Annotated in this window: 19 protein-coding genes, 1 tRNA gene, 3 pseudogenes and 1 riboswitch; of the genes and pseudogenes, 14 read left to right on the top strand and 9 right to left on the bottom strand. The window is 69.5% G+C overall.

Annotated elements, in window-relative coordinates:
* The first annotated feature begins 1 nt into the window (after nt 1).
* From MOTC310_RS09365 to MOTC310_RS09375, 3 genes are read left to right on the top strand one after another with little or no spacing between them, the layout of a single operon-like run.
* Entirely contained in the window at nt 2-520 is a 519-nt protein-coding gene (locus tag MOTC310_RS09365) for a hypothetical protein (RefSeq protein ID WP_091778654.1), read from the top strand.
* Nucleotides 521-536: 16 nt separating this feature from the next.
* Entirely contained in the window at nt 537-815 is a 279-nt protein-coding gene (locus tag MOTC310_RS09370) for a hypothetical protein (RefSeq protein ID WP_091778656.1), read from the top strand.
* Nucleotides 812-967, top strand: a complete 156-nt coding sequence (locus tag MOTC310_RS09375; RefSeq protein WP_175543979.1) for a hypothetical protein — start codon at nt 812-814, stop codon at nt 965-967. Before MOTC310_RS09370 ends, MOTC310_RS09375 begins: the two co-directional genes overlap by 4 nt.
* A 117-nt stretch (nt 968-1084) precedes the next feature.
* Here the strand turns inward: MOTC310_RS09375 and MOTC310_RS09380 are convergent, their stop codons facing one another.
* Complete coding sequence (locus tag MOTC310_RS09380; protein ID WP_139174039.1) at nt 1085-1789, bottom strand: hypothetical protein; 705 nt, start codon at nt 1787-1789, stop codon at nt 1085-1087.
* Between the two features lie 240 nt (nt 1790-2029).
* Between MOTC310_RS09380 and MOTC310_RS09385 the strand changes: the two genes are divergently transcribed.
* Nucleotides 2030-2974, top strand: coding sequence for a hypothetical protein (locus MOTC310_RS09385; RefSeq protein ID WP_331301577.1), 945 nt, complete (start codon nt 2030-2032; stop codon nt 2972-2974).
* A 35-nt stretch (nt 2975-3009) separates the two neighbouring features.
* Here MOTC310_RS09385 and MOTC310_RS09390 read toward each other — a convergent pair whose 3' ends face one another.
* Nucleotides 3010-3303 (bottom strand): hypothetical protein, encoded by a 294-nt coding sequence (locus MOTC310_RS09390; protein ID WP_091778663.1) that lies wholly within the window; start codon nt 3301-3303, stop codon nt 3010-3012.
* A 282-nt stretch (nt 3304-3585) separates the two neighbouring features.
* Nucleotides 3586-3660 (bottom strand) — tRNA-Gly (locus MOTC310_RS09395).
* Nucleotides 3661-3919: 259 nt separating this feature from the next.
* On the opposite strand from MOTC310_RS09395, the gene MOTC310_RS09400 reads away from it, so the two are divergent.
* Together MOTC310_RS09400 and MOTC310_RS09405 are read left to right on the top strand one after the other, a co-directional pair.
* Nucleotides 3920-5689, top strand: a complete 1770-nt coding sequence (locus MOTC310_RS09400; protein ID WP_331301578.1) for an N-acetylglutaminylglutamine amidotransferase — start codon at nt 3920-3922, stop codon at nt 5687-5689.
* Between the two features lie 118 nt (nt 5690-5807).
* The gene (locus MOTC310_RS09405; RefSeq protein WP_331301579.1) at nt 5808-6632 is read left to right on the top strand and encodes a class II glutamine amidotransferase; all 825 of its coding nucleotides are present in this window, start codon (nt 5808-5810) and stop codon (nt 6630-6632) included.
* Nucleotides 6633-6642: 10 nt separating this feature from the next.
* On the opposite strand, the gene MOTC310_RS09410 is transcribed toward MOTC310_RS09405, so the two are convergent.
* Nucleotides 6643-6981 carry a flagellar protein FlaG gene (locus MOTC310_RS09410; protein WP_331301580.1) on the bottom strand — a complete coding sequence of 113 codons (339 nt, stop codon included), beginning with the start codon at nt 6979-6981 and terminating at the stop codon, nt 6643-6645.
* Nucleotides 6982-7217: 236 nt separating this feature from the next.
* On the opposite strand from MOTC310_RS09410, the gene MOTC310_RS09415 reads away from it, so the two are divergent.
* Nucleotides 7218-7754: a TY-Chap domain-containing protein gene (locus tag MOTC310_RS09415; RefSeq protein ID WP_331301581.1), complete on the top strand. Its 537-nt coding sequence runs from the start codon at nt 7218-7220 to the stop codon at nt 7752-7754.
* Nucleotides 7755-7776: 22 nt separating this feature from the next.
* On the opposite strand, the gene thiC is transcribed toward MOTC310_RS09415, so the two are convergent.
* Nucleotides 7777-9663 (bottom strand): phosphomethylpyrimidine synthase ThiC, encoded by a 1887-nt coding sequence (gene thiC / locus MOTC310_RS09420; RefSeq protein WP_331301582.1) that lies wholly within the window; start codon nt 9661-9663, stop codon nt 7777-7779.
* 71 nt (nt 9664-9734) lie between these two features.
* A riboswitch (TPP riboswitch) is annotated at nt 9735-9840 on the bottom strand.
* Nucleotides 9841-9944: 104 nt separating this feature from the next.
* Between thiC and MOTC310_RS09425 the strand changes: the two are divergent.
* From MOTC310_RS09425 to MOTC310_RS09435, 3 genes and pseudogenes are all read left to right on the top strand, one after another.
* A pseudogene (locus MOTC310_RS09425) lies at nt 9945-10421 on the top strand (serine aminopeptidase domain-containing protein); the annotation flags it as partial.
* 369 nt (nt 10422-10790) lie between these two features.
* The gene (locus tag MOTC310_RS09430; RefSeq protein ID WP_331301591.1) at nt 10791-11165 is read left to right on the top strand and encodes an HNH endonuclease family protein; all 375 of its coding nucleotides are present in this window, start codon (nt 10791-10793) and stop codon (nt 11163-11165) included.
* A gap of 116 nt (nt 11166-11281) precedes the next feature.
* Nucleotides 11282-12352 (top strand): acyltransferase family protein, encoded by a 1071-nt coding sequence (locus tag MOTC310_RS09435; protein ID WP_331301583.1) that lies wholly within the window; start codon nt 11282-11284, stop codon nt 12350-12352.
* An 11-nt stretch (nt 12353-12363) separates the two neighbouring features.
* On the opposite strand, the gene MOTC310_RS09440 is transcribed toward MOTC310_RS09435, so the two are convergent.
* Together MOTC310_RS09440 and MOTC310_RS09445 are read right to left on the bottom strand one after the other, a co-directional pair.
* Nucleotides 12364-12609, bottom strand: coding sequence for a pilus assembly protein PilZ (locus MOTC310_RS09440; protein ID WP_331301584.1), 246 nt, complete (start codon nt 12607-12609; stop codon nt 12364-12366).
* A gap of 100 nt (nt 12610-12709) precedes the next feature.
* On the bottom strand, nt 12710-13198 hold the full coding sequence (locus MOTC310_RS09445; protein ID WP_331301585.1) for a hypothetical protein: 489 nt from the start codon (nt 13196-13198) through the stop codon (nt 12710-12712).
* Nucleotides 13199-13382: 184 nt separating this feature from the next.
* Here MOTC310_RS09445 and MOTC310_RS09450 point away from each other — a divergent pair, with 184 nt between their 5' ends.
* The 3 genes from MOTC310_RS09450 to MOTC310_RS09460 all read left to right on the top strand — a co-directional run bounded on the left by MOTC310_RS09450 (nt 13383) and on the right by MOTC310_RS09460 (nt 17912).
* On the top strand, nt 13383-13751 hold the full coding sequence (locus MOTC310_RS09450; RefSeq protein WP_331301586.1) for an ATP-dependent helicase: 369 nt from the start codon (nt 13383-13385) through the stop codon (nt 13749-13751).
* 141 nt (nt 13752-13892) lie between these two features.
* Nucleotides 13893-16079: a transglycosylase domain-containing protein gene (locus MOTC310_RS09455; protein ID WP_331301587.1), complete on the top strand. Its 2187-nt coding sequence runs from the start codon at nt 13893-13895 to the stop codon at nt 16077-16079.
* 282 nt (nt 16080-16361) lie between these two features.
* Complete coding sequence (locus tag MOTC310_RS09460; protein WP_331301588.1) at nt 16362-17912, top strand: GGDEF domain-containing protein; 1551 nt, start codon at nt 16362-16364, stop codon at nt 17910-17912.
* A gap of 11 nt (nt 17913-17923) precedes the next feature.
* Here MOTC310_RS09460 and MOTC310_RS09465 read toward each other — a convergent pair whose 3' ends face one another.
* Nucleotides 17924-18763, bottom strand: coding sequence for an aldo/keto reductase (locus MOTC310_RS09465; protein WP_331301589.1), 840 nt, complete (start codon nt 18761-18763; stop codon nt 17924-17926).
* Between the two features lie 295 nt (nt 18764-19058).
* Here MOTC310_RS09465 and MOTC310_RS09470 point away from each other — a divergent pair.
* A pseudogene (locus MOTC310_RS09470) lies at nt 19059-19994 on the top strand (adenylate/guanylate cyclase domain-containing protein); the annotation flags it as partial.
* A 27-nt stretch (nt 19995-20021) separates the two neighbouring features.
* Here the strand turns inward: MOTC310_RS09470 and MOTC310_RS09475 are convergent.
* Nucleotides 20022-20096: pseudogene (locus tag MOTC310_RS09475) on the bottom strand (hypothetical protein); the annotation flags it as partial.
* Between the last annotated feature and the right edge of the window lie 14 nt (nt 20097-20110).

The raw sequence follows: 20110 nt of genomic DNA on the forward strand, positions 1-20110 counted from the left end.
CATGGGCATGGATGTCCGCATCGTCGCGTACCGCCGCCACCTTCCTGAACTCACCGCCATCGACCTCGCGAACCTGAAGAGACGGCTGGATGCGACGCCAGCCCGGTCGTTCTGCACCGGCTTAGCGCTCGACGACAACTGGTGGGCTTGGCCGGACAAGTATCAGGTCCTTGGTGGCGATGGGCCGGCACCTCACGTCCAGGCCGTCACGGTCGAAAGCGGGGTCCGCTATTTCGGACGGGGCTACCACCGGGGTGACTGGCCGGCGTTCAAGGCCATCATTCTCTGGCTGCGCGAACACGTCAGCCCCGACGTCTGGTACGGCGATACCGAGTGTGCGGGCATGCCGGCCGACGATGAGCTCCTAGCCGAGCACGACGCCGCATGGGCGGCCAGCGGCATGAGATCCGACCTCATCGTGCCCGTCGACCCCGAGACCCATTGCCCGTGTGGGAGGCACTGGGAGATCTGCGCCGAAGGTCCGGCGACCGAGGAGGAGTGCCCGACCTATAGGGCCTGAGCGCCTGTTCCCGATCATGGCGCTGTCCTCGTACCGGGCTCGCGATGACCTGTTCGCACTCCGGCAGGCTGGCGCGACGCAGGTCGTCATCGCCCTGCCGTGGAGCCTCATCGCCCCGCACGAGGATCAGGCCCGCAGCAACCACGGCGGGCAGACCCTGGAGCGCCTCGCCGAGCGGGGAGGCCTCGGTCCGGATGAGGCCGTCGCGGTCCTGGAGGACCGGCGCTGGCACCGGATGGAGCCCGCCATGGCGCATGCAGCCCTGGCGAGGATGCTGACGGAGAGGACGACGTGACTGTGCTCTGGCTGATGGGATTCTTCGACCGGCCCGTGACGCCCCCGGATTCAATCGTCACTTGGTGGTGCATCGTCACGGCCCACACAGCCGCAGCCACGTGGTTCATCTGCCGGAAGGTGGGGGACGTGGCACGGGTGGACCGGGTGTGACCCGGCAGCCGCCCCAACCGGTCCGCCCGGCGTGCCCGAGGTTCCCCGCCGGGATGCGGGAGGCCGTCGCCTGGCGGAGGGACGTCAGAACCGACGCCAGCCAGGCCCGCGGGCCTCTCACGGCGGGTACCTTACGTAGTCGTCGAACAGATGCAGCTCCTCAGGGTATTCCGCCCGGAGGACATCCCTGCGCCTGATGGCGTCCCGTTTCTCGTCAGCCATCATAGCGGCGTGCTTCTCGTACACGGGGCGGGCCCTTTCCGAGGCGAACGCTCGGGGGGGAGTGTCACCGTCCGACGGGATCACTGCGATGATGGGCTCGATGCCTGCCGCCTCGTACAGCGCAATCGAGGCAGGCTCTGATGGCACCTCGGCCCCGTAATGCCTGAGCTCTTTGGCCACAGACCAGAGGCAATTCATCAGCTCGTAGCCATCGTATGACTCGGTGAAGGCTGTGCTTACGCCGGTAGCTTCCTCGAAATACTGGTCAATTGAGGCGAGCCAATCCTTGTGGGGAGCAAACGCCATTCGGAGCAATGCCTCATACTGACATTCATCTCTGCTGCTACGCCAATAGCGAGAGTGCGCCAGGGCTCTGAGGTTGTGTACTAGGCAGCTATCAGGGGCGGTCGGATAAGAATACGCCGTTGCCCCATCGCCAGCCCAGACGACTTTCGATTGCAAGTATTCCTCAGCGCCTGACAACTGAAGTTCATGCATCAGCATCGCGTTCCTGTTCGGGGAGATGTGTTTTTCCCGGAACGCATCGCGCTGCTGGGCCGACAGGCGCCCGAACACGTGTTCCTCAACGAGCTCACGCATCGTCATTCCCTTTCAGCCCTGTCACGCTGTCCGCAGTTTGGCGGTGCCACGGTTCCAGTTTGGTTGAGCCGGCCCACCCGATTGCCGGCGTGGCAATTGAGACGTTGCGAGGGTCCATCGCATTTGAGCGAACCCGGCGACCGAACGCGAACCAAGGCGAAGCTTGGCGTTGGGTGATTCGGTTTCAGGTAACCTGAGCCGTTCAGGGTGTCCTCAACAGACGCGGCTGGAAATGACGAGATGGGTGAGAAGAAGCGCCGGGCCCAGCAAGGCCAGCAAAAGGAACCTTGGCAGCAAAGGTTCGAGGTTTCGAAAAAGTGTCCCGCTGAAATGGCCGTCGAAATCCGTCGTGAGGCTGATCGGACCGCGCTTGAACTCAGTCGCATGGACAATGATGCGTCGGGCCGGTGGATCGTGAACGAGTTCCAGGCTGCCGGTATCGTCTACGGTGTCTGGCCGGACCAGGATGCACCTGGCGGTAACCGGGTGGCGGTCCTCCGGGGGATGGGTCGCCTGAAGGAGATTTCAGAGGGCGGGCATCCTGTGACGGAGAGGGTCCTCCGATTTCTCTGCACTGACTATCTCGACGCCGAGCTACACTGGCGCGTCCTCGGTGATGGACGCCAAGACCCCTCGCCGCCAACCGTGGACGACCTGCCGATCAGGCAGTTGATGACGCTGCCGTATATGCCGACGGAAGATCGCATCGAGCAGGCCGGTCTGGCACAGCAAAACCATGACATCCTACGTTCTGTCCCGGTGGACCAACGGGCTTCATGGTTGAGGGAAGCATTCGGCGCGGACATCGTCTTCGGTGTATTTCCCGGAGACAAGGAATGGGAGGTAAAAAATGTCCATGTCGCGGTGTTGAAGGGGGCCGAGATTTTTCGCAGGCCATACGAGAGCGCTGAACCAGTGACCGCGACGCAGGTCAGCATTCTCTGCCACTCGCTCGGATATACCGAAATGCTCTGCTGGACCCTTGGCGACGGCCGGAGAGAGGGTGGACCGACATTCGTGGAGCACCCCGACGACAGACCCCTGCAGGATGATATCCCCCGGGCGGTCCGCTACGATGTCGAACTTGCCCGCGCCCCGGACCATTTTATGCCGTGGCTGCCGAGGAACGACCGGTTCGAGATCAGCGCTCCCGTCCCGTCGGCCCGGACGAAGACGTCGTCCTGACCGCCGGGTAGCCCCACCCCGTCGTCGCGAGGCGGCTACGCGGTCCTTGCGCCCGCATCCACAATGATGCGGCGGACCTGAGGATTCAGGGCGCTGCTGAACCAACCGGACCGCTGACCCGTCAGCAAGCACCCGATGAGGGCCTCCACGCCCTCGCGACGGGAGCGCTCCCGGTCGCGCGGCAGGAAGGGGCGCGCGAGGTCTGCGTTCTCACGGCTCAGGGCGCGGCCCTCGCACCGGGAGATGATGAACGCGACCTCTTCCTCGGTGGCGCGCGGCAGGCCCTCCCGGATGCGCGCTTCGATGACGGCGATGTCGATGGTCTGCATTAAGGTGCTCCTGCCCGGCGCGCGGCGCCGGGGCGATGACGGGGAGCCCTCATGGGGTGCGAGAGGCCGACCGGCCGGGGCCGATCTCCTATGCCGAAATGATGCCCCTCGCGGCTGTGCCCGGCAACCGCGGGGTCTGTGCGATTTTCGCACAGAGCGGCAAGCCTCGGCGCGTCGCCCTCGAATCAGCGCGCAACACCGCCGCTGAGCTTATCCGTTGTATCAAAGTTGTATCATGCCCTTCCAAGGGCAGCTATCCACAGGCTAAGTCACTGAGGATATTGGAGCGGGCGATCGGGATCGAACCGACGACATTCAGCTTGGGAAGCTGACGTTCTACCACTGAACTACGCCCGCCGACATGGTCGACACGGAAACGGACTGTCGCGGAGCGCGAACTCCGAACTGCTCCGTGCGCTCATGTACCGCCACGGTCTAGCAGTTCGACGGCGGCGACGTCAAACGCGTCCGCGATCCTCGGCCGCGGACCGGATCTCCGGACAGTCTGGCGGAAGCCAGAGGCGCGGATCGCGCCGACTGGGCGGAACGCTGCGGCGCGCGAGCCGTTTCGCTCGACGAAGCGCGCGTGTCTCCGGAACGAGAACCACCTGACATCATGTGCGGAATCTGCGGCGAGATTGGCTTCGACCGGCCGGCGGACCCCGCGGCCGTCCACGCGATGATGGGGTGCTTGCTGCCGCGCGGGCCCGACGGTGCGGGGCTCTTCGGGTCCGGCCGGGTCGTCTTCGGCCATCGCAGGCTCAAGATCATCGATCTGTCCGAGGCCGGGCAGCAGCCCATGGTCGACCCGGGCCTCGGGCTCGCGATCGTCTTCAACGGCTGCATCTACAATTTCCGCGCGCTGCGCACCGAGCTGGAGGCGAAGGGCTACGCGTTCTTCTCATCGAGCGACACCGAGGTGGTGCTGAAGGCCTATCACGCCTGGGGGCCCGCCTGCGTCGAGCGCTTCGCCGGCATGTTCGCCTTCGCGGTCCTGGAGCGGGATTCCGGGCGGGTCGTGCTGGCGCGCGACTGGCTCGGCGTGAAGCCGCTCTACTACAGCGAGACGAACGGCCGGTTCCGTTTCGCCTCTTCGCTCCCGGCCCTGCTCGCCGCCGGCGACGTCGACACCGCGATCGATCCAGTCGCCCTGCACCATTACATGAGCTGGCACGCGGGCGTGCCGGCCCCGCTCACCATCTTGAAGGGCGTGCGCAAGCTGGCACCGGCGACCATCCTGGCGATCGAGCGCGACGGGTCGCAACACGCGTCGACCTACTGGACCCTGGCGATCGGCCCCCGCGAGGCCGATCGTGGCAGGACCGAGGCCGATTGGCGCGAAGCCGTGCTCGAGGCCCTGGGCACCGCCGTCGAGCGCCGACAGGTCGCCGACGTCCCGACGGGGGTTCTCCTCTCGGGCGGTCTGGACAGCTCGCTGCTGGTGGCCCTGCTCGCGCGGAGCGGGCAGCAGGGCCTCAAGACCTTCTCAGTGGGTTTCGACGCGGTGAACGGCGTCGAGGGCGACGAGTTCAAGTACTCGGACATCATTGCCGAGACCTTCGCCACCGACCACACCAAGCTGGCAGTCGACGGCTCCCGGACCCTCGAGGCGCTGCCCGCGGCCATCGCGGCGATGTCGGAGCCGCAGATGAGCCACGACGCGGTCGCCTTCCTCCTGCTCTCGCAGGAGGTCGCCAAGCACGTAACGGTGATCCAGAGCGGCCAGGGCGCCGACGAGGTGTTCGGGGGCTACCACTGGTACCCGAAGCTGATGGGCTCGACCGACCCGGTCGCCGATTACGCGAAGGCGTATTTCGACCGCGACCATGCCGAGATGCGGGCGGCCCTGACGCCCGACATGCTGGGCGACGATTACAGCACCGACTACATCGCCACCTTCTTCGAGCGGTCGCGGAGCGACAGCGCCATCGACAAGACCCTGCAGCTCGACCAGCAGATCATGATGGTCGACGACCCGGTCAAGCGCGTCGACAACATGACGATGGCCTGCGGACTGGAGGCGCGGGTGCCGTTCCTGGACCACGACCTCGTCGAGCTGGCGGCCCGCATCCCGGCGGAGCTCAAGGTCCGGGACGGCGGCAAGTACATCCTGAAGGAGGCCGCGCGGGCGGTCGTCCCGGCCGCGGTGATCGATCGCAAGAAGGGGTACTTTCCCGTTCCCGCCCTGAAGCACATCCGCGGCCCGTTCCTCGACTACGTCCGCGACGTCCTGGACCGGCCCGAGGCGCGCGCGCGCGGCATCTTCGACCGCGCCTATGTCGATCACCTGCTCGCCGATCCGGACGGTACGCTGACGCCGAAGGGCAATTCGAAGCTCTGGCAGGTGGCCCTTCTGGAGAGCTGGCTCCAGACACACGGCGTGTGAGTCGGGTCGCGGCACGGCTTTCGCGACGGATCGCGACCGACGGAGCGCTCAAGGTGCCGCGCTTTGTCCATGATCGTCCCGGATCAGCCGGTCGACACACACCCGGAGAAGCCCGTCGATGTGCCGCTGGATCGCCTATGCGGGACGCACCATCCCGTTGGAGCACTACGTTACCGAGCCGTCCCACAGCCTCGTCTCGCAGAGCATCGCGGCGCTCGAATCGACCGCGGCCACCAACGGCGACGGGTTCGGGCTCGGCTGGTACGGCGACCACCCGGAGCCCGGTCGCTACCGTGAGGTCCAGCCCGCCTGGTCGGACGACAACCTGCGCTACCTGTGCCGGCACCTGCACTCGCACCTGTTCTTCGCCCACGTGCGCGCCGCGACGGGGACGCCGATCACCCGGCCGAACTGCCATCCCTTCGCCTGCGGTCCGTGGCTGTTCATGCACAACGGCTATATCGGCGACTGGAGCCGCCTGCGGCGTCCGGTCGAGGCGCTGATCCCGGACGAGCTCTACTCATCGCGCGCGGGGACCACCGATTCGGAGGCGATCTTCCTGGGATTGCTCGGCTGCGGCCTGATGGGGCCGGGCCCGCGCCGCGATCCGGTCGAAGCGACGGCACGCGCGCTCGCGCGGCTCACGGACCTCGCCGGCCCGCACCCGTTCCGCTTCACGGCGGCGCTGGCGGACGGGCGCGACCTGTACGCGTTCCGCTACGCCGCGAACGACAAGGCGAACTCGCTCTACTACCGCGCCTCGGAGGGCGGTGTGGTCGTCGCCTCGGAGCCGCTCGACCGGGATCACGGCACCTGGACGACGGTCGCCGAGAACAGCGTGCTCGTCGCGCGGCGGGACGCGCCGGTAGAGATCCTGTCGCTGGCGCAGTTCGGCCTGGCCGCGCCGTCGGTCGACGGTTCGGTCCGCCGGCTGCGCGCCTGAGCGACGGCGCTCAGGCGACGCGGGAGAGGCTGCCGGTCTGCGAACCCTGCACGCTGCGGGCGGACTCGTAGGCGCGATTGCGCAGGGCGGTCTCGCTCGGAAGTTGGTCGATCACGTTACCGGAGGACGGATCGACCACCTGGAACACGATCGAACTCGTGTCCGGGTCCTGGACGTAGCGCGCCTTGCCGCCATTCGTGCCGATGTCGAGCTTCACCGCGGGCTCGAGCGGCTTGGCCGGGCTCTGGGGCTCGGGTGCCTCCTGCGTCACGGCGGCGGCGGCCGTCGCTCCGAGCGCGTCGAGGCCCTGCGGCCCCGGTGTCGTGGTGGTCAGCGGGCGGATCTCCATGGCCAGTCTCCTGCGATCCTGTGATCGAAGGATTGAGGGATGGACCTGCCTAATCCTTCCTTAATGGCAACCGTCGGTCCACCGGATGCTGCGTCGCGATCCGAGATGCGATGAACATCGCGTTACCGTCGCGCCACAAATCTGTGCTGTTTTTCCGCTGACGCCGACTCGGCGGCCGTCCCCCTCGTCTTCCCGCGACCGGGCCGCGGTCCGAACAGCGCTGCTTGGAGCACGCCATGTCCAGGATTCCGGCAATGCTCGTCCTGGCGACGACGTCGGCGCTCGCCGCGCCGGAGGCCGCGGGCGATCCGGGAACGCGCGCGCCGTTCATCCGCGAGCATCGCTGCGCGATCGCGGAGCGGCTCGACGCCATCCACAGGCGCGGGCCGGTCGACGTCTCCCGCGACCGCTTCGTCGTCGTCGCGCCGCGCGGGCAGACGCAGCGCTACGTCCAGTGCATCTTCCAGGATCGGGATACGCGGATGTTGTGCGAGGCCGCGTCGGGCGCCTACGGGCCGCCCGGCCGGAGGCGCCTGCGGCTGGACGCGGCGGCCCGGCAGGCCCTGGCGGCGCTCGGATACGTCCAGGCGGACCCGGCGGAGAACTTCGCGCGCCTCGTGGAGCTGGGAACGCCGCCCGACATGGGCATCGCCGCGGATCTGATGCTCGCGGCGTTGCACGATGCCTACGGCGCCCGCCCGGGCACCGTCCTCGATATCGAGGCCCCGCACGGCGGAACGCCGGGGCGGGGCTGCGGCGCGCCCGAATCCTGACCGGACCGGGCGCGCCGCCGTCTCACTCGGCGGCGTCGACGTAGAGCTTGCCGCCCTCGGCCAGGAACTCCTGCGACTTCGCCCGCATGCCGGCCTCGGCCTCGGCCTTCGACATCGCGGGCGCCGCGCCCACGACCTCGCCGGCCTCCTCCATCGCCAGCACCTCGGCGCGCAGGTCCTGCGTGATCTTCATCGAGCAGAATTTCGGCCCGCACATCGAGCAGAAATGAGCGACCTTGTGGGCGTCCTTCGGCAGGGTCTCGTCGTGGTACCGCCGGGCCGTATCCGGATCGAGGCCCAGGTTGAACTGGTCCTCCCAGCGGAAGTCGAACCGGGCGCGGCTGAGCGCGTCGTCACGGAGCTGCGCGGCGGGATGTCCCTTGGCGAGGTCGGCGGCGTGGGCGGCGATCTTGTAGGTGATGACGCCGGTCTTCACGTCGTCCCGGTCCGGAAGGCCGAGATGCTCCTTCGGCGTGACGTAGCAGAGCATCGCGGTGCCGAACCAGCCGATCATGGCGGCGCCGATGCCCGAGGTGATGTGGTCGTAGCCCGGGGCGATATCGGTGGTCAGCGGGCCGAGGGTGTAGAACGGCGCCTCGCCGCACTCCTTCAGCTGCTTCTCCATGTTGACCTTGATCTTGTGCATCGGCACGTGGCCGGGGCCCTCGATCATCACCTGGCAGCCCTTGTCCCAGGCGACCTTGGTCAGCTCGCCGAGCGTCTCCAGCTCGCCGAACTGCGCGGCGTCGTTGGCGTCGGCGATCGAGCCGGGGCGCAGGCCGTCGCCCAGCGAGAACGAGACGTCGTAGGCCCGCATGATGTCGCAGATCTCGTCGAACCGCTCGTAGAGGAACGATTCCCGGTGCCCGGCCAGGCACCAGCGCGCCATGATCGAGCCGCCGCGGGAGACGATGCCGGTGACGCGCCGGGCGGTCAGCGGCACGTGGGCGAGCCGCACGCCGGCATGGATCGTGAAATAGTCGATGCCCTGCTCGGCCTGCTCGATCAGCGTGTCCTTGAAGACTTCCCAGTCGAGCTTGAGCGGGTCGCCACCGACCTTCTCGAGCGCCTGGTAGATCGGAACGGTGCCGATCGGGACCGGGCTGTTGCGGATGATCCACGAGCGGATGTTGTGGATGTTGCGGCCGGTGGACAGGTCCATGACCGTGTCGGCGCCCCAGCGGATCGACCAGACCAGCTTCTCGACCTCGTCGGCGGCCGAGGACGTCACGGCCGAGTTGCCGATGTTGGCGTTGATCTTGACCAGGAAGTTCCGGCCGATCGCCATCGGCTCCAGCTCGGTGTGATTGATGTTGGCCGGGATGATCGCCCGGCCGCGGGCGATCTCGTCGCGCACGAATTCCGGGGTGATGAAGGGCGGGACCGAGGCCCCGAAGCTCTGGCCGTCGGCGAGCGCGGCCTCGGCGCCCGCGAGCATCGTCTCGCGGCAGACGTTCTCGCGATGGGCGACGTAGATCATCTCCTCGGTGATGATCCCCGCGCGGGCGAACTCGTACTGGGTCACCATCTGGCCCGGGGCCGCCTTGCGGATGGTCCGCTCGGCGGGGCAGGGGGCCACGAGCTTGTCGCCCGCGAAGCCGTTATCCTCCGGCTTCACCGCCCGCGGCGCGACGGCCGCGTAACCGCGCGCCGCGATCCAGGGCTCGCGCACGCCGGGGAGGCCGGCATTGAGGTCGATGCGGGCATCGGTCTCGGTGTAGGGGCCCGACGGGTCGTAGACCCGCACCGGCTCCTCCTTCGGATCGGAGAGGACGATCTCGCGGTAGGGGACGCGGATGTCCGGCCGCCCGGCCGGGTTCGCGTAGGCCTTGCGCGATCCGGTCACCGGACCCGTGGTCACGGTCTCGGGGCTGCCTTTCACGTCCTTCGGGAGAACGGGTGCGTTCATCGTGGGCCTCTCCTCGTGCTGGAGCGGTCCGGTCCACGCGATGGCCGAGATGAGATGTGGTCGCGCGAGTGGCGACCGCAGGTTCCCGTCCCTCCGCCGGTATGAGCCGGATCAGGTTCAAGGGTCAGGGCAGCGTGCCCAATCTCAGCCCTCTGCAGGGCCCCCCTCGGAACGGTTCCAGACTCGGGCCCGCGGACGGCTTTGTCAATGCTGCCCGGCCGCACTAGAGAACACATCTCGGAAACCGTTCGTCCGAACGCACTCGTTCTCCCGCCCCGCGCATGCGCCTCCTCGCCGGCCTCCTGATCGCCGCGCTCCTCCTCTGCGGTCTGGCCTGCGCCGCGCTCGCGCTCGGGCAGCGCCGTTTCCTCTACCCGGGCGCGTTCGGCCCGCAGAACCCGTGGACGATCCCGCCCGGCCTCGCGACGATCACCGTCACGACCCCCGACGGCGAGACCCTGCACGGCCTGTGGCGGCCGCCGCGACCGGGCTGCGGCATCGTCGTGAGCTTCCACGGCAACGGGTCGCGCCCCGAGCCGCACGCGGCCCGCTTCGCCGCGGAGCCCTGGCGGGCGCGCGGCTGGGGCGTGCTGACCGTGGCCTATCGCGGCTATCCCGGCTCGACCGGGAGCCCGAGCGAGGACGGGCTGATCCGCGACGGGTTGGCGGCCGTCGACGCCGCGCGGGCGCGGGCGCCCGACGCGCCGATCCTGCTCCACGGTCATTCCCTGGGGGCCGCCGTGGCCGTCGCCGTCGCCGAGCGGGTGCCGGCGATCGGCCTGTACCTGGAGGCGCCTTTCGACTCGATGACCCACACCGTGCGGCTGCATGTCCCGCTAGCCCCGATCTGGCTCCTGCGCGACACGTACCGCTCGGACCTGCGCATCCGCGACGGGACGGCGCCGGTGCTGATCGTGCAGGGCCGCGACGATCCGGTGGTGCCGGCCAAGCTGGCGCGGAATCTCGCCGAGGCGGCCGGCCCGCGGGCCCGGATCGACGTGATCCCGGGGGACCACGTCTCCATCCTGGGCGGCCGGGATCGCGAGGCCGAGGCGCTGTTCGGACAGCGCGTCGGTGCGGCCTGCCCGCAACCGGCGGGTCGGCAGGGAGAGGAGAGGGAGGCTCGCGTGGTCGGACGGCGCTCGCAGCGCTGGAGCGCCGAGGATCCGGACGCGCCGGGCATCCCAGGGCCGCCGGATCCGGTCTGCCCCCTCTGCGAGCGCCCGATCCCGCGTCGCGCCCGCTCCAGCCTCCATCACCTCACGCCGAAGCTGAAGGGCGGGACCCATCGCGGCACGGTCCGGCTGCACCAGATCTGCCATTCGGCGATCCATGCCCGCTACAGCGAGGCCGAGATCGCCAAGCGCCTCGCCGACGTCGAGGCGCTGCGCGCCGATCCGGAGATCGCGCGCTTCCTCGTCTGGGTCCGCGGCAAGCCCGACGATTTCCACGCCGCCACGCGCATGACCCGCGACCGGAAGTCGGCGCGGCGCAAGATCTGACACCTGACCGGCAGGCGTTTACCGCCCGTTGGTGACATCCGCAGGTGGCGGCCGCCCTGTTCCTTCCCGTCAACCCGAACCGGTCCAGGATCGTGCCGATCGCGAGGGTTCGGACGATGGCCGGGGTCGGGGATACGGGGGATCGACTCGCCTGGGTCGATATCGCCAAGGGGATCTGCATCCTCCTGGTCGTCATGATGCATTCGGTCATCGGCACCGGCGAGGCCATGGGCGGCGAGGGCTTCCTCCACACGGTCGTCGCCTTCGCGAAGCCGTTCCGCATCCCGGACTTCTTCCTGCTCTCCGGACTGTTCGTGGGACGGGTGATCGACCGCGACTGGCGCCTGTTCTCCGACCGCCGGGTCGTCCACTTCGCTTATTTCTACCTGCTCTGGCTGGTGATCCAGTCGGCCGCCAAGTACGGCAAGATCGTCGGCGATGCCGGCCCCGCTTCCTTCGCGGCGCACCTCGCCCACGCGCTGATCGAGCCCTATTCCAGCCTCTGGTTCATCTACCTGCTGGCGGTGTTCTCGGTGGTCACGAAAGCCCTGCGCCGCGTGCCCGGCGGCGTGATCCTCGTCGGCGCCGCCCTTCTGCAGATCGCCGACATCCGCAGCGATTCGACCCTGATCGAGGAGTTCTGCGCCCGCTACGTCTACTTCGTCGCGGGCTACCTGTTCGCCGGACGCATCTTCGCGCTCGCGGACGCGGCGCGTCACCGCGTTTCGCTAGCCCTGTGCGGCCTCGCCGCTTGGGCGGCCGTGGAGGGTTGGCTCGCGCTGACCCCGTCGGGCCTGCCGGACTACCCGACCCTCGCCAGCCTGCCGCTGGTGAGCCTCGCCCTCGGCGCCGCCGGTGCCCTCGCGATCGTGGTGGCGGCCTCGCTGATCGGGCGCGCCGGCGGTCCAGTCGCCGAGGCGATCCGGACCTGCGGCCAGCGCTCGATCGTGATCTACCTCGCCTTCTCGCTGCCCATGGCGGCGACCCGGGAGATCCTCGTCCGCACCAGCGCCATCGCCGATATCGGCCTCGCGAGCCTCACGGTCATGACGATGGCGGTGCTGCTGCCCCTGGCGCTGGAGCGGTTGGTCCGCGGCACGGCGCTCGACCTGCTGTTCGTGCGGCCGCGCTGGTTCCGGCTGGTGGCGCCCGGGCCCCGGCCGCGGCCGGCGCTCCAGGCGACCTGAGGGGTGCGGCCTCAGCCCTCGAAGGAGATGCCGATCCGGCGGCTGCGCCGCCACGCCACGGCCGCCGGTCGTGGCGCGGCGTCGGCGCTGACGCGCAGCGAGAAGCGGTCCGGCACAGCCTGATCGTCCGCGACCTCGATCTGCGCGCCCACATCGGTGGCGTCCCAGACCAGACAGCTCACCTCGCCGCCGTCGAGCAGCACCGCGCCGAAGGTGAAGGCGTTCTTCCGGAAGACGCCGCGGCGATTCTCCGTCATCAGCTCCTCCGTCCGGTCTCGCGGCTCCGCGGAGCCGGACGATGCCGGATGGCGGTTAACAGGGCAAATACGTTCCCGTGTAAGCCCTGTTAGACCGAGATCAATAATCGTCCGGATCACCCCGATAGCGGCGCGGCCCCGGCCCGTAATCCTCGTCGTACGGGCGGCGCACCGGCGGGCGATCGTAGTCGCGTTCGTAGCGGGAGGAGTCGCGCCGGTCGTCGTACCCGTCATTCCGGTAGCCGCCACCTCCGTAGCCGCCCCCGCCACCGTAGTTCCCGCCACCACCACCGCCGCCCGCTGTGATGCGCGGGGCGTACCAGCAGCTCTTCGCCTGGCCGGGGGCCGGATCGCCGAAGGTCTGGCTGTTGCAGGGCACGACGCCGCCCTGCGGGAAGGGCCGGCCGTTCGTCCGGCCGGGCACCCCGTAATAGACGTTGGTGGGGTAGGGCATCCGGCAGACGCCGCCCTCCTGCGCGCAGCCGACCAGGTTCACCGTGTCGAGTTGATAGGCCTGGGCCGGTGCGGGAATCAGCGCGCCGCCTCCCAGCGTGAGGGCCCCGAAGGCCAGAACGATCCGAATCTGCACGTCCCCGATTCCCCCGTGGTTTGCGGTCCGGGTGCCGAATAATCGGGTCGGCGGCTTCCGGCCAGCGGCCGCCCTCGCTATGGCGTCGCACATAGATGTGCGCGGGCCGGTCCGCTGCCGGCGCGACGGTGATCGGGCGGGACGACCCGTCGTCGGACGGGCGACAGCGCCCCGGGAGGGCTTGATGAGGGATGCGTCCGCGCAGGAGCTTCTGCTGCTCAGCGCGCTGCAGGAATGCCGGATCCAGCTCGACGCGGCGCGCAAGGACGAGGCGACCCGCGCCGCCGTCCGGGCGGAGCTCGAGGCCGCGCTCCGCCGCGAGGCGGCACTCTCGGCGGCGATCGTGGAGGAGCGCGAGCGGACGGAGGCCGTCCGGCTCGTGCTCCAGGCATTGGTGATGAGCGTGCGCTGGTTCGGCTTGCGCCGGCGCCTGTTCCGGGCGCGCATCGCCCGGCTCGGTCGCGAGACGCCGGATTCCGGGCCGCAATCGGCCCGCCATCCCGTGCTGCTCGCCGAGGCCCGCCGCGTGCTCGGCGCGCCGGCCGAGCGGTGACCCCGGTCGCCGCGCGGGCAGGGAACGGGAGCCGAACACTTCGATAACGGCCCCTTAAACCGCCGCATTTAGCGTGCCGAAACCGTGACGCGGCGCGCCTGAGAGACGCGCGTCGTGGCGGAACATTCGAAGACGGGATGCATGGCCAAGGGTCGCGGCAGGATTGAGCCGAACTTCGACGTGCCCGAGGGGCGCGCGCGGGATCGCGGCGAACTCGATCTGCGCCTGACCCGGGAGGACCGTGCCGGGTCAGGAGACGGCGTGGCGAAGCGATCGGGCGGCGGAGCGCGGCAGCCGAACAAGGCACCGGCGAGGACCACGGGGCGGGCGAAGGCCTCGGGTCGCGGCCGACGCCGGCGTTCCTGGCTCGGCCGCATCGTCTACGGCACCGTCGTGCTCGGTCTCTGGGCGGTGATCGGGCTCGCCGGGCTCATCGCCTACCACGCCTCCCAACTGCCGCCGATCGACCAGCTCGCCGTGCCGAAGCGGCCGCCCAACATCGCCATCCTGGCGAGCGACGGCTCCCTGCTCGCCAACCGCGGCGAGACCGGCGGCCGGGTCGTGTCCATCAAGGAACTCCCCCCCTACCTGCCGCGCGCCTTCGTGGCGATCGAGGACCGGCGCTTCTACCAGCATTTCGGCGTCGATCCGGTCGGCATCCTGCGGGCCGTCGGTCAGAACTTGACCCGCCGCGGCGTGGCGCAGGGCGGCTCGACCCTGACCCAGCAGCTCGCCAAGAACCTGTTCCTGACCCCGGAGCGTTCCGCCTCGCGCAAGATCCAGGAGGCGATCCTCGCGCTCTGGCTGGAGCACAAATACACCAAGGACGAGATCCTCGAACTCTACTTGAACCGTGTCTATTTCGGTGCCGGCGCCTACGGCGTCGAGGCCGCGGCGCAGCGCTATTTCGGCAAGCCCGCCAAGGAAGTCAGCCTCGCGCAGGCCGCGATGCTCGGCGGCCTCGTGCAGGCGCCCTCACGCCTCGCCCCGAACCGCAACCTCCCGGCCGCCCAGGCTCGCGCCGCCCAAGTGCTCGCGGCCATGCAGGAGCTGGGCTTCGCGTCGGCGCAGGACGTCAAGGTGGCGCTGGCGCAGCCGGCGAAGCCCGCCAATGCCCGCGGCGGCGGGTCGGCCAACTACGTCGCCGACCTCGTGATGGACGTGCTCGACGATTACGTCGGCAAGTTCGACACCGACATCACCGTTCAGACCACAGTCGATCCCAGCCTTCAGGCGGCCGCCGAGAAGGCGCTCACCGACGAGCTGAACGCCAGGGGCGCGCGCTACAACGTCAGCCAGGGGGCGCTGGTCTCGATGCGGCCCGACGGCGCGATCCGCGCCCTGATCGGCGGCCGCGATTACGCCCAGAGCCAGTACAACCGGGCCACGACGGCGAAGCGTCAGCCCGGCTCCTCGTTCAAGCCCTTCGTGTACCTCGCGGCCGTGGAGCACGGCGCCACGCCCGACACCGTCCGCGAGGATGCCCCGGTCCGGATCGGCAACTGGGCACCCGAGAACTACTCTCATCGGTACGAGGGACCCGTCACCCTGCGGACGGCGCTCGCCCACTCGCTCAACACCGTCGCCGTGCGTCTCGGCCAGGAGGTCGGCCCGAAAACCGTGGTCCAGACCGCCCAGCGGCTCGGCATCACCTCGCCGCTCCAGGCCAACGGCTCCATCGCCCTGGGCACGTCCGAGGTCACGCTCCTGGAGATGGTCGGCGCCTACGGCGCCTTCGCCAACGGCGGCATCGGCGTGATCCCCTACGTGGTCACCGCCGTGAAGAGCCAGGACGGGAAGGTGCTCTACAAGCGGTCCGACAACGGACTCGGCCGGGTCATCAGCGCCGATGCTGACGGCATGATGAACGCGATGCTGCACGAGGTCTTCGTCAGCGGCACCGGCAAGAAGGCGGACATCCCGGGTTGGGACCTCGGCGGCAAGAGTGGCACCACTCAGGATTACCGCGACGCGTGGTTCATGGGCTTCTCGGGCAGCCTCGTCACCGGGGTCTGGCTCGGCAACGACGACGGTGAGCTCACCAAGAAGGTCACCGGCGGCAACCTGCCCGCGGAGATCTGGAAGACCTACATGACCCAGGCGCTGAAGGGTCAGACCCCGGTCCCGCTCCCCGGCCTCAACCGCTGGCGCCGGCAGCCGGAGACGACGGCGTCGGTGGCGAGCGCCGCGCCGCCCGGCCCGGGCGGGCTCCTCGGTCAGATCCTGGGCGAACCGGAGGCGCCGGCGCCCCGCCAGGCCGCGCCGGCACGGCGTGCCCAGAAGGATGACCGCAACTTCATCGAGAAATTGTTCGGCATCGGGGACTGACGCTCCACGCCGGGGCAGGCTTCCGCGCAGCGCGGGTCACGGGCAGGATGCGTCCCGCGACGCGCGCCGCCGCATATCTGCCTGGGGGCTGCCGATCCCGATCCCCGTCGGGCGCCTCGCGTGGGCCCTCACAGGCGCGTGACTCTGTATTTGTATTGGCGGCGCTTTGGCGCTTCTTAATGCTGCCAATAACCGCTTTTTCAATCTTCGCTGACGTAAGGTCGGGCCGATAGCAAGTCCGTTTGTCGCAATGGCGCGACCGGCGGCAGCCCGATCGAGTTCATGGTCCTGCGCGCGACTGCCTCAGCGATCCGAGCCCACCTCGCCGATCGCGCCTCGCGCCTGATCGCGGCGGGCGGCACGTGCCTGGTGCTCTGCCTAACGCTGCTCGGCGTCTATCTCTGTCTCGATCTGCGCGACGTCGCCTGGCACAACGCGCGCCGCAACGCCGCGAACCTGCTGGCAGTGATCGAGGAAGGCGTCGGCCACAGCCTGCGGATCTACGACCTGTCCCTGCAGAACTCCGCGCGCCTCGCGGCCCGCGCCGACGTCGCGCTCCTGGACCCGGACCTCAGACGCCTGGCGATGTTCGACACGGCGGTCGCGGGCTCCGGCGTCGGCCCGATCGCAGTCACCGATAAGGCCGGCGATGTCCGGCTGACGAGCGATCCCGGCCTGCGGAACCGGCCCAACCTGGCGTCGCTGCCGGAATTCGAGATCCACCGCGCGAATCCCGATGCGGGCCTGATCCTGTCCGGGCCGACCGAATCCCGCCTGACCGGGGCGCCGATCATCCGCATGACCCGCCGGATCCAGGCGCCGGACGGCTCGTTCGCCGGGATCGTCTCGGGGTCGATCAAGCTCGCTCATTTCCAGGCCTTGTTCGAGCGTCTGCACTTCGACGACGGCATCGCTCTGAACGTTTTTCATCGCGACGGAACGCTCCTGATCCGCGCGCCGGCACTGCCGCAGGCGCTCGGCCGGAGCATCGGCACGAGCGCCGGCTACAGGATGTACCGGGCCAAGCCGCGCGGCGAGTTCCAGGGGCGCTCGTTCCTCGACGGCGTGGAGCGTGTCTACAGCTTCGCCGACCTCAAGGACCTGCCGCTGATCGTGACCGTGGCGACGGATATCGACAGCATCCGCGCTGTCTGGATCTACAAGGCGGCGATCGTCGGCGTCCTGATTCTGTGCCTCTGCGTCCTCTCCTTCGGCCTGACGGTCCTGCTGCACCGGGAGGTCGGGCGCCACGTGGCCGCGGAGGCCTCCACCCGCGAGGCCAACGCCGCGCTCGCCGTGCTCGCCCGGACCGACGGCCTGACCGGGCTGCCGAACCGGCGCAGCTACGACGAACACTTCGCCGTGGAATGGAAGCGCGCCGCCCAGCTCCGGACGCCCCTGGCGCTGATGATCGTCGATGCCGACCACTTCAAGCAGTTCAACGACCGCTTCGGCCACCAACGCGGCGACGAGGTGCTGAAGGCGGTGGCGGATTGCCTGCAGCGGACACTCGACGGCGGCGGGCACAGCTTCCGCATCGGCGGCGAGGAGTTCGTCGCGCTGCTGCCGGGCCTCGACGCGACGGCCGCCAGCGTGGCGGCGGAGCGGATCCGCCGCGCGGTGGTGAACCTGCGCATCCCCCACGCCCCGGAGGTCGGGGGCAGCGCCACCGTCAGCATCGGCATCGCCAGCGCCGATCCGGGAGGCGGCGATCCGCCCGAAACCCTGTTCACCGCGGCGGACGCCGCGCTCTACGCGGCCAAGAAGGCCGGCCGCAACCGCGTCCGGGCCGCCGCGCCAACGGATCCCGTGACCGTCGCGCTGCGGGCTTGAGCCGGCGCGGCTCAGAGCATCGGCAGCATCCGGGGGCGCGGCCCCCGCGGGAAATGCGCGTCGATCAGGGCGATCTCGGCCGCGCCCAGATGCAGGTCCGCCGCGCCGGCATTCTCGACGGCCCGGCCCGGGCGACCCGTCTTCGGGATGGTGAACGTGCCCGGCAACCGGGTCAGGTAGGCGAGGGCCACCGCGTAGGGCGTCGTGCCGTGGTTCTGCGCGATGCCCGCCAGCACGCGGCCGCCGGGGCTGGCGGGATCGGGGAAGTCGCCGCTGCCGAAGGGCGAGTAGCCGACCATCGCGACGCCGTGCTTCTCGCACCAGGGCAGCACCGCGTGCTCGATGGCCCGCTCGTTCAGGTGGTACAAGACCTGATTGCAGGCGATCCGGTCGGGGCCCGCGATGGTGAGGGCGCGGTCGAGATCCTCGACATCGAAATTGCTGACGCCCCAGGACAGGATCTTGCCGGCCCGGCGCAGGTCCTCGAAGCCCGCGATCGTCTCCTCCAGCGGGTGCTGGCCCGGCCAGTGCAGCAGGTAGCTGTCCAGCCGGTCCGTCCGCAGGCGCCGGAGCGAGGCCTCGCACGCCCGCGCAACGCCGCGGCGCGTTGCGTTGCCCGGCACCACCTTCGAGACGAGGAACACCTCCTCGCGGCAATCCGCGATGGCGGCGGCGACGATCGCCTCCGCGTCGCCGTACATCTCCGCGGTGTCGATATGGGTCATGCCGGCGTCGATCCCGGCCCGCAGCGCCCGGATCGCGTCCGTCCGGTCCGAACTGTCGATGTGCCACGTGCCCTGGCCGATGACCGGCACCGGGACGCGCGTCGCGCCGAAGCTCCTGGCGTACATGGCAGCGCTCCCTCTTCGCTGTCACAGGGGTTGCAGGCGGCGGTCCGGTCGTGTTCCGGGCCGCCGGCGTATCACGGCTTGGCCGCGCAACAAGCCGGTACGCCTTACTCGCGCCATCTTGGGGCGTTGAGCAATGGCATGCGGCTTTCCGCGCCGCTAAACTTTAGGCCCAGGCCCGAAGTTCGGCGGCGGGGGCGTGCCGAGCCTGCGCTGCCCCGCGCAGCGCCGCCGCGCAAGGCGACGCGACCCCGGACCCGCGCAGGGCCCGTCGGGTGGCCATGCTGGAGATGCGTCGATGCTGCCGGCCCACCGGATATTCTGGGGTCTGATCCTGCTGGCGGCGGCCGGCGCAGGGTTGCTCTACAACATCATCTTCGCGGCCGGCGCATCGCCCCTCGCGGGCTTCACCTACGGCCTCTGCATGGGCGCCACGGTGCTGGCCTTCGACCGCGGGCTGATCCTGGCCGGCCTACAGGCGCGGATCCGGCGGCTGCCGGCCTGGCTCTACGTGCTGGCCGCGGAACTCGCCTACGTGCTGATGATCATGGCGGGCAACGCGCTGGGCGGGCTGGTCGTCTGGGCCTGCGCCCTGACACCGGACGACCTCACGACCGCGACCCGCATGACCGCGCGGGTCCTCGCCTACGCGCTGGCCGTGTCGGGCCTGCTGGTCTTCGTCATCCGGATGCGCGACTTGATCGGCGGCGAGGTGTTCGTGAACTTCATGATCGGCCGCTACCACAAGCCGGTGGCCGAAGAGCGGATCTTCCTGTTCCTCGACGTCGTCGGCTCCACCGCCTTCGCGGAGACCCACGGCGACCTGCGCGCCCAGGACTATCTCGGCGCCGTCTTCGCGACGCTCGCCGAGCCGGTGCGGCGCAACGGCGGCTCCGTGGACGATTATGTCGGCGACCTCGCCATGGTGACCTGGCCGATGGCCCGCGGCCTCAAGGACGCGCGCTGCGTCACCTGCCTGTTCGAGGTGCTCGACCGGATCGAGGCGGACGCGGCGGCCTGGACCGCGCGGTTCGGCACCGTTCCGCGGCTGCGGGCGGCGCTGCACGGCGGCTCGGTGGTCACGGCGGAGGTCGGGGTCGACCGGCACAAGATCGCGTATTTCGGCGACGCCGTGAACGTGACGTCGCGGATCGAGGCTCTGTGCCGCCCCCTCGGCGTCGGCATCCTGATCTCGCAGGATCTCCTCAACCGCCTGCCGCGCCTGCCGGAAGGCGAGCCAGGCCGCCAGCCCGACCGTGAAGGCCGGGAAGATGATGTGGAACGACACCGTGAAGGCGAACTGGATGCGCGAGAGCATCAGGGCGGAGATGTCCATCGTTCCTCTCTCCG

This window comes from Methylobacterium oryzae, from assembly GCF_036441375.1.
Lineage (GTDB): Bacteria > Pseudomonadota > Alphaproteobacteria > Rhizobiales > Beijerinckiaceae > Methylobacterium > Methylobacterium oryzae_A.